The organism is Methylobacterium sp. (assembly GCF_019745455.1).
Classification (GTDB): domain Bacteria; phylum Pseudomonadota; class Alphaproteobacteria; order Rhizobiales; family Beijerinckiaceae; genus Methylobacterium.
Window position 1 is genome coordinate 1 of the sequence record NZ_JAIETD010000091.1, and the last position, 14,013, is coordinate 14,013.

Annotated in this window: 12 protein-coding genes and 3 pseudogenes; 6 read left to right on the plus strand and 9 right to left on the minus strand. The window is 62.4% G+C overall.

The genetic code is table 11. From position 1 onward, the window contains the following. The first annotated feature begins 272 nt into the window (after positions 1 to 272). The 4 genes and pseudogenes from K2Y56_RS17805 to K2Y56_RS26555 form a co-directional block, all read left to right on the plus strand. Positions 273 to 455 (plus strand): hypothetical protein, encoded by a 183-nt coding sequence (locus tag K2Y56_RS17805; RefSeq protein WP_292510481.1) that lies wholly within the window; start codon positions 273 to 275, stop codon positions 453 to 455. Positions 456 to 533: 78 nt separating this feature from the next. Further along, entirely contained in the window at positions 534 to 2,594 is a 2,061-nt protein-coding gene (locus tag K2Y56_RS17810; RefSeq protein WP_292510484.1) for a DDE-type integrase/transposase/recombinase, read from the plus strand. Positions 2,595 to 2,606: 12 nt separating this feature from the next. Then, complete coding sequence (locus K2Y56_RS17815; protein WP_292510486.1) at positions 2,607 to 3,737, plus strand: TniB family NTP-binding protein; 1,131 nt, start codon at positions 2,607 to 2,609, stop codon at positions 3,735 to 3,737. Beyond that, a pseudogene (locus K2Y56_RS26555) lies at positions 3,727 to 4,143 on the plus strand (TniQ family protein); the annotation flags it as partial. The gene K2Y56_RS17815 and the pseudogene K2Y56_RS26555, both read left to right, overlap by 11 nt. Before the next feature lie 626 nt (positions 4,144 to 4,769). On the opposite strand, the gene K2Y56_RS17820 reads toward K2Y56_RS26555, so the two are convergent. Continuing rightward, positions 4,770 to 5,174 (minus strand): hypothetical protein, encoded by a 405-nt coding sequence (locus tag K2Y56_RS17820; protein WP_292510488.1) that lies wholly within the window; start codon positions 5,172 to 5,174, stop codon positions 4,770 to 4,772. Between the two features lie 610 nt (positions 5,175 to 5,784). On the opposite strand from K2Y56_RS17820, the gene K2Y56_RS17825 reads away from it, so the two are divergent. Beyond that, positions 5,785 to 6,942 carry a DNA cytosine methyltransferase gene (locus tag K2Y56_RS17825; protein WP_292510492.1) on the plus strand — a complete coding sequence of 386 codons (1,158 nt, stop codon included), beginning with the start codon at positions 5,785 to 5,787 and terminating at the stop codon, positions 6,940 to 6,942. A gap of 183 nt (positions 6,943 to 7,125) precedes the next feature. Here the strand turns inward: K2Y56_RS17825 and istB are convergent, their stop codons facing one another. Then, a complete protein-coding gene (gene istB, locus K2Y56_RS17830) occupies positions 7,126 to 7,860 on the minus strand; it encodes an IS21-like element helper ATPase IstB (RefSeq protein ID WP_279601257.1) in 735 nt (244 codons plus the stop codon). Between the two features lie 8 nt (positions 7,861 to 7,868). Next, positions 7,869 to 9,356, minus strand: a pseudogene (istA, locus tag K2Y56_RS17835) (IS21 family transposase); the annotation flags it as partial. A 119-nt stretch (positions 9,357 to 9,475) separates the two neighbouring features. Here istA and K2Y56_RS17840 point away from each other — a divergent pair. Continuing rightward, a pseudogene (locus tag K2Y56_RS17840) lies at positions 9,476 to 9,685 on the plus strand (IS5/IS1182 family transposase); the annotation flags it as partial. 155 nt (positions 9,686 to 9,840) lie between these two features. On the opposite strand, the gene K2Y56_RS17845 reads toward K2Y56_RS17840, so the two are convergent. The 6 genes from K2Y56_RS17845 to K2Y56_RS17870 form a co-directional block, all read right to left on the minus strand. Continuing rightward, on the minus strand, positions 9,841 to 10,290 hold the full coding sequence (locus tag K2Y56_RS17845) for a hypothetical protein (protein ID WP_292510496.1): 450 nt from the start codon (positions 10,288 to 10,290) through the stop codon (positions 9,841 to 9,843). 90 nt (positions 10,291 to 10,380) lie between these two features. Next, a complete protein-coding gene (locus tag K2Y56_RS17850; protein ID WP_292510499.1) occupies positions 10,381 to 10,953 on the minus strand; it encodes a hypothetical protein in 573 nt (190 codons plus the stop codon). A 94-nt stretch (positions 10,954 to 11,047) separates the two neighbouring features. After that, positions 11,048 to 12,016 (minus strand): magnesium and cobalt transport protein CorA, encoded by a 969-nt coding sequence (locus K2Y56_RS17855; protein ID WP_292510502.1) that lies wholly within the window; start codon positions 12,014 to 12,016, stop codon positions 11,048 to 11,050. An 836-nt stretch (positions 12,017 to 12,852) separates the two neighbouring features. Beyond that, a complete protein-coding gene (msrA, locus tag K2Y56_RS17860) occupies positions 12,853 to 13,392 on the minus strand; it encodes a peptide-methionine (S)-S-oxide reductase MsrA (protein WP_292510505.1) in 540 nt (179 codons plus the stop codon). Between the two features lies 1 nt (position 13,393). Further along, entirely contained in the window at positions 13,394 to 13,837 is a 444-nt protein-coding gene (msrB, locus tag K2Y56_RS17865) for a peptide-methionine (R)-S-oxide reductase MsrB (RefSeq protein WP_292510508.1), read from the minus strand. Further along, positions 13,834 to 14,013, minus strand: a 180-nt coding sequence (locus tag K2Y56_RS17870; RefSeq protein ID WP_292510511.1) for a hypothetical protein, incomplete at its 5' end; no start/stop codon positions are given. The genes K2Y56_RS17870 and msrB, both read right to left, overlap by 4 nt.

Genomic DNA, 14,013 nt, shown 5'->3' on the forward strand with positions numbered 1-14,013 from the left:
GCCGCATGGCCCGATGGCCACCCCAATCCCCGCCAAAGCGGTCCTCGAATTTACACCTCGTCCGCGGACGCTACCCGCGCGACCCTCCCGGGCGATCGCCCTCCTGCTGTGTGCGGCGCGTCGGGCGAACAGTGGTTCGCCGACCTGAGGAGTCGGATCCGACCCAATCCGTCCTCGAACTCTGAACCCACGCGAATACTGAAAAGACCGAAGCATCGGCGAGAAGCCTTCTCGCGCCCTGGATCCCCTCATTTCGAAATGGAACGCTCGCCATGGATCGAGTCCAAGTCCGGCTGTTCGCCTTCTTCGACATCGACGGGGTCGCTCACGCGATCCATCGGGAGGGCAACGGCTACGTGATCTTCCACAACGCGGTGGACGGGACCTTGCTGGCGCTCGCCCACGACGAAATGGCACGCATGTTCGCCCTCGGCCGCCTGAAGGTCTTTCGCTGACGGCGGATACCTGAGCGCACCGGCGAATGCGCCAACCGATGCTTGTCGACCCTCTCCTCCACTGGATCATTACGCGCGATGACGGTACCTTTCATCAACTTTCCCATCGGTGCCTCCGTGAGGATCGAAGGTACCTTCCACACTTTCATGTCGCGCGAGGACGCCGGGCACGTCTTCCGTAGTGAGGTGAACGGCAGGACCGTCACGCACTCTTCGAAGGAGCTGGCTACACTCTACTTCGCCGACAAGTTCGAGATACCCAAGCAAGTACATCCCGGGCTGCCTCTAGGGGTCCAAGAAAATTTGAGACGGTCCCTCGCTGAATTCACAGATGCTGAACAGACGGTGGCCCTTGGACGCTGGGACTACGTGACGGTCATTGATGGACTGGAGGACCGCCGAAAGAACGGCGGCAGCTCCTTGTTCAGGCGCAAGGAGCCCTGTTATGGGGCGGTGGCTCGTGCCGTCGCCTCGCATAAGCGGCGGAATGGAATCCAGGAACCCACGCCGTCCCCCTTCACGCTCCGGGATTGGTTTCGCCGCTGGGAACGTTCGGGTCGGGAGCCGGCCGCACTGGTGCCGCTCAACGACCGGAAGGGTAGGAAGCCGACCGAGCTAAACCCGTCGCTCGTCTCCATCTACGACGCAGCCGTGAAGAAGTTCTATCTCCAGGAGGAAAGAATCGGCGTCCGGACGCTGCATGAATACCTGTCCGGGCGAATCGAGGAGCACAACCGAAATTCGGGCGACAGGCTCACACCATTGACTGAAACGGCCCTGCATCGCTTCATCCAGAGACGTTACACTGCGCGCGAGATCGCGGACGCCCGTCAAGGCAAGCGCAAGGGAGCCATGCAGTTCGTCGCCAAGCGACGGAGGCCGACGCCAAGCCGACTCTGCGATATCGTCGAGATTGACCACGCCCTTCTGGACGTCGTGGTGACCCGAGGACGCAACGGCCAACCTCTGGAAACAGAGAGCGACGCGCCGATACAGAAGAAGGGTATCGCAGGCCGGCCATGGCTTACGGTCGCCGTATGCGCTGCGTCGCGTTGCGTGGTGGGTTGGTCGATCTCGCTCGAACCGCCCTCGTACGTCTCTGTGATGCAATGCCTGCGCAGCATGCTCTCGCCGAAGCCCGACGTGACCGTCAACGGGCGCATCGTTGAGAATCCCTGCTTCGGACTTCCGAAGGTGCTCAAGGTCGACAACGGGAAGGAGTTCCACAGCCAGGCCCTCAAGGCGGCTGCGGCGCAGCTGGACTTCGAGATACTATACTGTCCGCGTCGACGACCCTGGGAAAAGGGACGCGTGGAACGCTTCTTCGGGGAGGTTCAGCGCAACTTCGCATCGATTCCCGGTCGGACATTCCAAAGTCCCGAGAAGCGGGGCGACTACAAGCCGACCGACCGTGCGCGCATAGAGATGCCGGCACTGAGGGAAATGTTCGCAATCTGGATTACAGCTTATTACCATCAGCACAACCATCGAAATCTCTATAACCGAACTCCACGGGAGGTCTGGCAGGAGCTTTCGGTCCACGGGGTATACATGCCGTCGAAGGCGAAGGACGTCGTCATGCTCACTGGGTTGCCACTGCACAAGCCCAACCGCGACCAGGGCATCGAATACCTGGGCCTCCATTGGGACAGCGATGAGTTGGAGAAACTGAGAAACGACCATGGTCTCAAGCGGAAGTGGCATTGCGTCCTGGATCCGCTGAATTTGGCCGAGCTCCGCGTATGGGACGACACCGTCCAACCCAACGTGCCGCTGCGCGTACCATGCCAGGATCTCGACCTCATCCAGGGGCTCGACCTCGACATGTGGAAGCGGACTCGGCACCGGTCGAAGGAGCGGACGCCGGCCGACGAGATCGTCCGGCGCGAGACCGTGGCCGACGCACGCATGGAACTCTTCGAGCGCGCCACGCGGGAGGACGAGGGCGGGAAGCCGCTGAGCAAACCCAGGCAGAAGTTCGCGGATGGCGCCCGGAACGCCGGCGAAGGTGCAGTCGTCCAGCCCAGCCGCCGCGTCGATCCCGATGTCGTCCCGGCTGCGGCCGCAGCCGCGGTCGCGGTCGCGGTCGCGGTGCATATCCCCGGATCGATCGCCACACGTTCGCAATACTACGACTGAGGACAACACGAGATGGATCAGAACGTGCAGCCGGCTTTCGAGACCCCCCTCCCCGACCTGGCCGGCGCCTGGACGGTCGGGGCCGGCGCGCCCGGCGCCCTGGATCGAACGGGTGGGCGTCCCCGCGTGAACTGGGAGGCGCCCGAGAACGCAGCCAGGCTCGACGCGTTCGTCTTCGCCATGGAGGACGAGATCCACGTCCCGACAACCCTGTATAACGAGGGAAGGCGCGAGATGCGGAACCTTCGGGACCGGGCACGGCGCGGCGAACGAGGGAACGTCTTCGTGATCGGCGGCCTGACCGGCGCGGGGAAGAGTTGGCTGTTGGATCGCAACCTCCTCGACGGGGACTTCCCCGATGTCAGGACTCGATGGGCCGACCCGATGCCTGTCCTGCGACTCGACGCACCGTCGCCGGGTCGCATGAAGGCGCTCATCGTGAAGATGCTTTCCATCGTCTCGGGTTACGAGGTGAGCGACCGTCCGTCCGAGCCCATGTTGATGCGACAGTTCTTGAAGGTCGCCCGCGAGCGCGGAGTCCGGGTCATCAAGATCGACGAGTTCCAGCACATCGTGAACCTGTCGCGGACGGACCGGCATGAGCGCACCGTCTCCGAGACGCTTAAGACGCTGTTGAACGAGACGGACATCCAACTCGTGCTGGCGGGGGAGCCGTCCGTACTGACGTTCTTCGATCGCTGGAAGCAGTTCGAGCGTCGAGGATCCCAGCTTCCAATGACACCCTTCGCCGGCAAGGTCGGACGTGCCGAGTTCACCGCGTTCCTCGAGGGCTACGACCAGCAGCTTGCCGATCTCAGCTGTATCGGCAAGTTCATAGGAAAGAGCGACTTCGCCCAAAAAGTCGATCGCTTCCAGCTCGCCACAGGCGGCTATGTCGGCCTCGCGGCCAAGCTCATCCGCTGCGCCGCGGAAATGTCGTACAAGGCCGAAGAGGATACCGTCGACGAGACCCTGGCCGTGGCCTACGAGCGATGGCGGCGGCGTGGCGATCTCCTCAATCCTTTCCTCATGAACGCCGTGCAGCTTCGCGAGGCGGCGGTGTCCGGCTCGAAGTCGAACGGGGCCGGGAACACCCGCATGCGCGGGACCGGAGGGATCGCCGAGCCGACATATGGCAAGTAGACCACCTTCCGGGAGTCTGCCGCTGCGCCTTCCGCTGGGAAGCGGCGAGCCGGCCTACGCCCTTCTTGAGCGGCTCGCCTGTCGATTCGGGTCAGCGAATGCCATGACGTTCAGTGCAGGTCTCGGTTTGGATTGGAGGATGGTGATGGCGGGTCGCGACACGGACCGTGTCGCCCGTCTCGCGGGCGTCGATGCAGGCCTCCTCGCTGCCTCTACCTTCGTCGTCGAGCCCGGCACGGTCCGATTGTTCGGCGAGTCGCTGAGCCGCAAGGATTGGTCACCGGCTCAGCGTCGCCTCTGTCGCGAGTGCGTTGCCGAAGACGAATGTCGCGTGGGCGATCCGGCTCCGAGGGCGTTCCGCAGAACCTGGTGGGACCTCCCCTCGATTCGGCTTTGCCCCCGACATGGGACCGAGCTTGTCCATCCCGCTTCCGGCTGCGGTACGAACTCTGCGTCTCCGATCCTTGGGGTCCAGACCACACTTTCCGGAGAAACCTATGTTCTCGGCCGCCTGGGTTTCGCTGAACGCCGCAGCGTCGACCTCCTCGACCAGCTGACGCTCGGCAAGGTCTTACCGCTTCTCGAGCGTTGCGGCGCCATGCGCCTGCACGGCCGCTGGGCACGCAGCGACGCGCGTGACGTGGACATGCGGCCGCTCCTATCGGCTGGGATGTCAGCCTACGAGGGAGGGGCATCCCCGTTCCGGGCCTTTCTCGACGACCTCGTGGCAACGGCCCGGCCCGGCCGGCTGGAACTGAGTCCGAGGATGGCATACGGGCGTCTCCACGCATGGCTCGCGCACGACGAACGCGACGCGGCCTACGACCCTGTGCGGGAAGCCCTGCGCGAGCACGCCCTTGCGACAATGCCGCTGAGGCCGGGACAAATGCTCTACGGCAGGCGAATCGACGAGTCCGCGCTTCGCACCGTCGCCCAAGTCTGTGACGCGACGGGGCTGGAGCCTGCTACCGCTGCGCGGATGCTCGACCTCGTCGGAGCCATGCCGGCTCCCGGGCCGAGCCCGATACCGCTTTACCACGCGGCCGATTGCTCGCGAGTAGCAGACCTCGTGGCCGCCAGCTGTTGGTCTCGCGAAGCGCGCAGCCGCCTCGGGCTCACGAACGAAGGCATGGTTTCGCTCGTTGCATCCGGCTGCTTGGTGCCGATGATCCCGAGGACGGGGCTGGGAATTCGCGAAGACAGATTCGCACGCCGGGACATCGACGGGCTGATCTCGGACGTCGTCGGAAACAGGCCGATCTTCGAAGAGGTGCCGGCGGGATGCGCCATGCTTTCGGATGCGGCGCGGCGTGGCATGTCCTCGATCGGTGCGGTGGTGCGGGCCGTAATGGATGGACTCTTGATGCCGAGGGGAGTTCTGGAGGGGCGTCCCGGCGTATCGGGCCTCATCTTCGAAATTTGCGAGGTGTTTTCCATGCATCGCAAGGAGACCTCGGATGTTCCATGGAGCGAGGTCGTGTCCCATCTCGGAAGCCGTCGCGTCGCGCGGGCCTTGGCGGACTCGGGAAGGCTAAAACTCAGGCGCGGATCGTGCGGATTCAGAAATAGGTACAGGCGCGAGGTGTCGGCTACCGATTGGTCGACGTTCCGGAAAACCTACGTGTCGGCTGTCGAGTTGGCGCGGCAGAACGGCAGATCAGGGGTGGCGATTGCCCGTCTTCTAGCAGACGCCGACATGCAGCCGGCGATTCCCCCGGAAACGTGCGGCGGCCGCGCCTTCTATCCTAGGCGCGCAGCCTCACGTCTCGCGAAGGCCGCAACCGGGAGGGCGCCGTGCGAGAAGGACCTCGTTCGGCGAGGTGCTGTCCGAGTCCGTTCGAGTCGCTAGCCGAAGCGCCCTGCTCTTTCAGCGGAGCGGCGTCGCGACGCCCGCCTCCGACCATCGCACCCATGTACGGTCGGCTGCGGCCCGGCTGCATCACGGCCAGGATAAGTCGCGACCGAGCCTCCCCGGGACTGGCGCCCGGGAGGTAATGCAGGATCATGGCTTCGACACGACGGATTCGAACGCACGAGGAAGATACGGATGAAAGTCGCAGGCCTGTTCGCAGGTATCGGCGGGCTGGAGGCCGGGCTCGCCAGGGCCGGCCATAGTTGCCTCGTCCTCAACGAGATTCTGCCAGCCGCTCGCGCGGTCCTGGACGCCCGCTTCGACTCCGTAGACAAGTCCGACGACGTCAGGGCGATGGCGGACCTGCCGGCTGGGACCGAGCTGGTCGCCGCTGGCTTTCCCTGTCAGGATCTCAGCCAGGCGGGCCTGACCCAGGGCCTGGGGGGGCAGCGAAGCGCGCTCGTCGAGGAGGTGTTCCGGTTAGCGGCGCGTTCGCGTCCGCGTTGGATTCTTCTCGAGAACGTCCCGTTCATGCTTCAGTTGGGGCGCGGGGCGGCGATGAGGACCATCATCGCCGCCCTGGAGGAACTCGGCTATCTCTGGGCTTGGCGGGTCGTCGACACGAACGGCTTCGGGCTGCCGCAACGCCGCGAGCGCGTCTACCTCTTGGCCTCGCGCGACGGCGATCCGGCCGATGTCCTGATGGCGGACGACAATCCGCTGGAGCGGCCGGTCACCGCACTGGGGCAGCTCGCGCACGGCTTCTATTGGACCGAGGGCCGAGGGGGCCTGGGATGGGCGGTCGATGCCATTCCCACCCTCAAGAACGGCTCAACCATCGGCATCCCGTCGCAGCCAGCGATCCTCCTTCCGGACGGCCGGATTATCAAGCCTGATATCCGAGACGCCGAGCGCATGCAGGGGTTTCAAGAGGATTGGACGATGCCGGCCGAGCGTGTCGTTCGTACAGGTATGCGTTGGGGTCTCGTGGGCAACGCGGTAAGCGTTCCTGTCGCTCACTGGATCGGTCGGCGCCTATTGGATCCGGGCAAGTACGACCGTGATCGTGATCGGCACCTGCCGATGTCCGGAACGCTGCCGAAGGCGGCGCGCTTCGACGGCACACGGCGGCATGCAGTCGCGATCAGTACGGATCCTTTGGGGATCCGTTCGAAACCTCTGGCGACGTTCCTCAGGCACGAGGGTGAGCCTCTCAGTGTCAGAGCAACAGCAGGCTTCCTGTCCAGGACCCGTGTTGCCACGCTACGCTTCCCCCCCGGGTTCATCGCCGCAGTGGAGGCTCACCTCCGCATCGTATCGTCGACGGTACCCTCCTCGCGTAGGGTCGCTTGACTGGCTCGATCCGGCGCTGCCTGAGGCGGCTGTCAAACAGCGTTGAACATTGACCCTGGATCGGCGTCGAACTTTGACCCCCCGGATGGGTATGGCGGGACGCCCCTGATCAGCCCGGCGAAGCGGGTCGGGGTGGCGCAGCCGGGCTGATCAGGGGTCCAGCAGGCGCGACGTGGGCCGGCCTCAGGCGCGGTTCTTGAAGCGCCAGCTCTCGTTGCCGGTCTCAACGATCTCGCAATGGTGGGTGAGCCGGTCGAGCAGCGCCGTGGTCATCTTGGCGTCGCCGGCGAACACGCTGGGCCATTCCCCGAAGGCGAGGTTGGTGGTGACTACGATCGAGGTGGTCTCGTAGAGCTTGCTGATCAGGTGGAACAGGAGCTGCCCGCCCGACTGCGCGAAGGGCAGGTAGCCGAGTTCGTCGAGCACCACGAGATCGAGCCGGGCGAGATGGTCGGCGATGCGGCCCTGCCGGCCGGCGCGCGCTTCGGCTTCGAGCCGGTTGACGAGGTCGACGACGTTGTAGAACCGGCCCCGTGCCCCGTCTCGGATGCAGGCCCGGGCGATGGCGATGGCGAGGTGGGTCTTGCCGGTGCCGGTGCCGCCGACGAGCACGACGTTGCGCTGGTGAGCCAGGAACTCGCCGCCGGAGAGCGCGCGTACCAAACCCTCGTTGATCGGGGTGCCGTCGAAGGCGAACTCGGCGATGTCCTTGGCCAGGGGCAGCTTGGCAATCGTCATCTGATAGCGGATCGAACGCGCCTGCTTCTCGGAGATCTCGGCCTGGAGCAGGTCGCCGACGATCTGCTGCGGCTCGTGGGTGCGTTTGAGCGCGACCTTGATGATCTCGTCGTAGGCGGCCTTCATGCCGAAGAGCTTCAGCTCGCCCATGGTGGCGAGGATGTTCTGGCGTTCCATCATGGGGGGCTCCTCAGGCTGTCGTAGCGGGCGCAATCCGCGACCGGCTCGTGGCGCAGCCGCAGGCTCTCGGGGGTCAGGATGGTGACGGGCGCGGTCGGCTCGCGCTGCCGGGCGAGGATGTTGAGGACGATGTCGGCCGAGTGCACGCCCTCGCGCAGCGCCTCGGCACAGGCCGCCTCGACGGCCGGCAACCCGTCGCTGAGCACGGCGGTGAGGATCTCCACCATCTGCCGGTCACCCCCGGCACTGCCGGCGAGCTTGCGTCGGACCCGGTCAAGGGCGGGAGGCAGGACCCAGTCCTTGAACGGTGCGCCGTTCCGGAGCGCGCCGGGCTTGCGGGCCAGCACGGGGACATAGTGCCAGGGATCGAACACGGTCTGATCTCGCCCGAAGGCGCGCTCGTGCTCTGCGACGACGCGGCCGTCCTGCCGGATCTCGACGCGCTGGGCGTAGGCCCGCACCTCGGCCGGCCGGCCGATGGCGGAGGCCATGACCGAGTAGCGGTTGGTGTCGAAGCGCACGAGGCAGGTCGTGGACACCGAAGCGGTGACGGCGTGGAAGCCGTCGAAGCGGCCGGCATAGGGAACGAGGGCTGCTCGCTCGGCCTCGAACCGCTCCCAGACGGTGCGCTCGCGCTCCTCAGGATGGGGATGGGCCTTGGCGTAGGCGATTACCCCATCGAGCAGGAGCGCGTTCAGCTCCTCGTAGCTCTTCACTCGGACACGCGGGGTGAAGAAGCGCTCGCGCACCAGCCCGACCTGGTTCTCGACCTGCCCCTTCTCCCAGCCCGAGGCCGGTGTGCAGGCGACCGGATCGACGAGGTAGTGCGAGCACATCTGCAGGAAGCGACGGTTATAGGCGCGCTCGCGCCCGACGAAGATCGTCTCCACCGCGGTCTTCATGTTGTCGTAGATGCCGCGCTGGCAGGTGCCTTTGAAGAACGCGAACGCCCGGTCGTGAGCGTCGAACACCATCTCCTGGCTCTCGCGCGGATAGGCCCGCACGAACAGCATGCGCGAGTGGCACAGCCGGACGTGGGCGACCTTAACCGTGACGGTCGTGCCGCCGATCAGCACGATCTCGTGGCTCCAGTCGAACTGATAGGCCTCACCCGGGGCGAACGACAGCGGTACGAACGCCTGGGCCGTGACCGAGGCGCGCTCACGCTTCCAGGTTTTGGCATAGCGCCGAACGGCATCGTAGCCGCCCTCGTAGCCGAGCCCGCGCAGCGCCTCGTAGATCCGGATCAGCGTCAGCCGCTCGCGAGCGGACTTGCCGGCGTTGGTGGTCAGCATCCGATCGAGATCGTCGCGCCACGGCCCGAGCTTGGGCAGCGGCTGCACTTCGCGCTCGTAGGCGAAGGCGGTGGCCCCCGACCGGACGACCTTCCGGACCGTGTTGCGGGAGACGTGCAGATCGCGGACGATGTCCTTGATCGCGCGGCCGCGGGTGAAGAACTCGCGCCGGATGCGCGCAATCGTGTCCACGCCCTTCATCCCCCTACACCACCCTTCCGGCCGTACCGGAGGGCAGTCTGCGAGAACGAGGTTAGGGGGTCAGAATTGGACGCCGATCCCCTACCTCACGGGGTCAAAGTTGCACGCCGAAACACACGCGCCATGGCGAGGCCGATACAACCGGTTGCGGGTGGATGTCGAAGTCGCCCTTAATGAGCTCGATGGCCGCGCGCTTGGACCGGGCTGGCGGCTGCAGCCGCTATTGCCTCAGGAAACAAGTGGTCGAGCCCGTGTGCAAGCAGATAAAGCAGGCCAGACGCTTCCGACAGTTCCTGCTCCGAGGCGTCGATCAGGTCCGGGGCGAATAGGCGATGATCTGCACATCCCACAACCCCCGCAAGCTGGCCAAGGCCGGTTGTTGAATCCAAAGCAACCGGTCTGATCGCCAAACTTCCCATATCGATCTCGACACGCGAACTCGTTACTCGGACAGGCTCCTATTGCGTCGACTGCGATAGGCGCCCTATTCCACGCCCTCCACCATGAGGTCCATGCCGTTGAAATGCACGGTCTCTCCTGCTCGGGCACCTTCGATTGCTTCGAAGATTGGCGCCATCGTCGAAATGCCCATGAGTTCACGCCCCTGACATGTGAACCTGCTCGTCGACACCGCGATCACGAAGTGGCGACCGGACAGTTTGACGACAGCACCTTCTAGGACGGTTGACTTGGGGCCGAAGTCGATCGTCTTGAGCTTTTCGAGCTTATCGGCAAGGTCATGGAGCGTGTCATCGAGCGCTTCCGCGAAGTCGCTCGCCACCTCGGCCTGAGCCTGCTCGTCGTTCTCGATCGGTTCGGTCCGATCGATCTGAGCGGCGAAGACATAGTTCAGGTAGCTGTCATGAGCGCTATGCAAGGCTGCCGCTTCCAGCGAAAGCATGGTCTCTCGGATGTGGTCCTTATTCCAGTCCATAATCACCTCGTTGTATTACAATAATTCAGGGGACGAGTAGGCTGGTCCGTGACCGCAACGGAAGGGGACCTTACGAGGTCACCGACCCCGCTATTCGTCGCTGATGACGCCTTCTCCCTGGTAGGGAATCCTAATTACCCGGGAATCACGGATGATGCTTGTGACGCGCCACACATAAGACTGTTCGGCGGTATCGAAACCGAGGATGCTGAAGGCTCCACCGAAAGGGCAGGCTGGACCGTCCGGAAAGCTCTCCCGCAAAACGTAACGCTCGGCATCCCCGTCGAACTCTTCCGTATAGACTTTGCGCAGCCCGAACTTGCTCGGCACATTCTGGTCGCCTGCTGGCGCCGTTTTCCGATGCGCTATAAGCCGCTCGGAGAGGTTGCGGTGACAGATTTCGTCGAACACGTCGAACGCGTCGATCATCAGACCCTTATGCCCGGTCGCTGGATCGGAGATCGCGTAAATGTTGGAGGCGTCTTCGGCGTCACTTCCGCTTTCGAGGCGCAATGCCGCGTCGACGCTTAGGGTGCACAGATCAAGTGTTGATCCGAGTTTGAGATCAACGAGATCACCGTCCTTGACGCGGTACTCGCAGTCGTAGCCCTTGGCGACAAAGGACCGTACCATTTCTAGAACATCGGTGAGTTGGGCTGTCATAGTTTCACCTTTGCCTGGCATTGGATTAAGCCCGACTTGGCATCGGGCGCGCTAAGATCCGTCAAACGATGGCGAGTAATGCAAGGTTTAGTATTCACAGCCACTTAGACTTCTTAAAGCGCAAAAATAGGAAAAGGGAGGACATCGCTATCACCCCCATCACAACGAAGTATCCGTAGGCCGTGTCCAGCTCCGGCATATGCTTGAAGTTCATGCCATATATACCTGCAATCGCCGTTGGAACTGACAGTATTGCCGCCCAAGCCGCGAGCTGGCGGGTTATTACACCCATCCTTTGTGCTTCCAAAAGGCTGCTGGCCTCGAAGACCGTGGACAGGACCTGGAATAGGCCGTCGACCATGGACTGCACGCGATCGACGTGATCCGCAACATCGTTGAAGTATGGCCTCACCTCCGCGCTGATGCAGGGAATGTGCCCGCGGACGAGCTTTCTGACCATTTCGGCCATAGCTCCGAGCGTGCGTCGGAAGCGCGTGAGTTCGCATCTCAGCCCGAAGATTCGGGCGACTTCTGCCCGTCCGAGAAAATCGTCTAATGAACGTCTCTCCATCGCCAGGACGTCATCCTCGATCATTTCGAAAATAGGCAGATACTGGTCGACGATACGGTGCAAGATCGCGTGCAGCACGTAGTCGACCCCCTTTCCGAAGAGCGCCGGCGAAGCCTCCAGTTGTTCCCTAAGTTTGCCTAGTGCTCCGGCGTTGCCGTGCCGTACGCTGATAAGATGATTGTGACCGGTGAAGATCGCCATCTTGCCGTAGTTTATCCTGTCGCCAACCAACTCGGCGGTCTGAGCGACAATGTATAACTTATCATTGTAGACTTCGAGCTTCGGCGGGCACAACGGGTGCATCGCATTATCGATCGTCACCGGATAGAGTTGATACGTCTCTTGGAGCGTACGAAGTTCGTCGGCGGTGGGGTCGTGAAGCGCGATCCAGCAGAAACCGGAGCTTCCCTTCTCCAGATCGACTTGCTCGTCGATCGCCACTTCTCGGACCCGCTTGCCCTCGTTGTAATAGTAGCCGGCTAGGACGCTCATGCAGGCCTCGTAGGAATGTGCAAGCCACGCTGCACCGCGGGTCTAGCCTGACCACATCCGAGCCAAGCCTGGATATTCGAAAGGTTGCCGAGATCAATGATGTCGCCGGCATCGTCCGATTCAACCAGAGCATTCACTCCGTCGAGTGTCACAATGCCCGCGATAGAATACCTGTTGATGATCAAGTGGTGGCCTTCCAGCCGGCGGCCCAAGATACCCAGTAGGCGCTTATATTCATCGGTAAAGCGTTGTCGACGCCACTTATCGCGACAGACCGTACCGCCCCATCGCAAGAAAACGAGCCGCCCGAAGATCGGGCCGTTGGCCGACACTTTTAAGAACACCCAAATCAGGGTTTCGTAACCTTGGGCGGCCGAACTCGGATGAGCTGATCAGTCTTTTTGGCCAGGCTATGCAGGATCGGACCGGATTCTCATAGGGCGATGGACGTGCCGTCTGAGGCTACCGGATCAGTGATCGCCAGTATGCGACCGTTCGGGTTCAACGAAACGAATGCCGAGTCTTCCACCTCGTTGCTCGAGATGTCGATCATATGGTGCTCGTTTGCCAAATCTATTTCTTCTAGCATAATCGAGACCTTCACGCCATGGGGCGTTGGCGCGGCCTACAGTTGCAGGCGATCGAGAAGCTAGGCCGGCCAGCGCTGCGTGATTGCACAGTATGGAAGGTCTTGGCTGGTTCGGCGACTCCGCTGCTACGAGGGCGGTGGGCGGGAATGGTCCACCCCATCAAGGCTCGGTTCGATGACCGCATCGTTGGACGACGGGGCCACGAGGATTACGAACCGGACCGGCGCAGCAGCGACGTCCGTGAAGTTAGTCCGCTACAGTCCCGGTTGCGGGCTGTGCATCGCCAGCATTTTGGCGCTTGGGAAGTACCCAGCCGGGACGGGGAAAGTGACAGGTATAGCCACCGATCCGTTTCTCAAGATAATCTTGGTGCTCTGGTTCAGCCTCCCAGAAATCTCTGATTGGCTCAATTTCTGTTACAACTTTGCCATTCCACAGCCCGGAGGCATCCACATCGGAGATAGTCTCCTCGGCAACGCGCTTCTGGACCTCGTCGATGTAATAAATGCCCGATCGATAGGAGAGACCATGATCATTGCCTTGGCGATTTTTCGTTGTCGGATCGTGAATCTGAAAGAAGTATTCCAGAATGTTTCGGTAGCTTGTGACCGCTGGGTCGAAAATGATCTCGATCCCCTCGGCATGCGTGCCGTGATTACGATAAGTGGCGTTCGGAGCATCGCCGCCGGTGTAGCCCACACGGGTCGAGACGATTCCGGGCCTCTTGCGGATCAAATCCTGCATGCCCCAGAAACATCCGCCTGCGAGAACAGCGCGCTGAAGCATGTTAAGCCCCCACTACCTGATCAAGATATTTGCCGTATCCCTTGGCCGTCATTTCGTCGAGCGGGATGAAGCAAAGGGAAGCCGAGTTGATGCAGTAACGCAGACCGCCGCGGTCGGAGGGACCATCCGGGAACACGTGGCCTAGATGGCTGTCGGCATGTGCCGACCTGACCTCCGTCCGGACCATGCCGTGTGCTCTGTCCCGGACCTCGTTCACGTTTTCTGGAACGATCGGTTTAGTGAAGCTAGGCCAGCCAGTACCGGAATCAAACTTATCCGTTGACGCGAACAGCGGTTCTCCCGACACTATGTCGACGTAGATGCCAAGCTCCTTGTTGTCGATGTACTCGCCCGTGAAGGGCTTTTCGGTTCCCGAATCTTGCGTAATCCGGCGCTGCTCGGGAGTCAGGCGGTCAACTGCTGTCTGTGATTTTTCAAAGTTCATGTTAGTAATAAATACCTATTCCGAGAGGCGGGTACTTTGTTATTCATGTTGAAAATTATTGCGCCAAACATCGCATCGCTTTTCAGATTTATCAAATACGCTGCGCGCATAGTTTTCATAACGCCGACGTTCTTTACATCGTGATTGAGTTCCACTCGTACTGGTCGGCCAGTTGC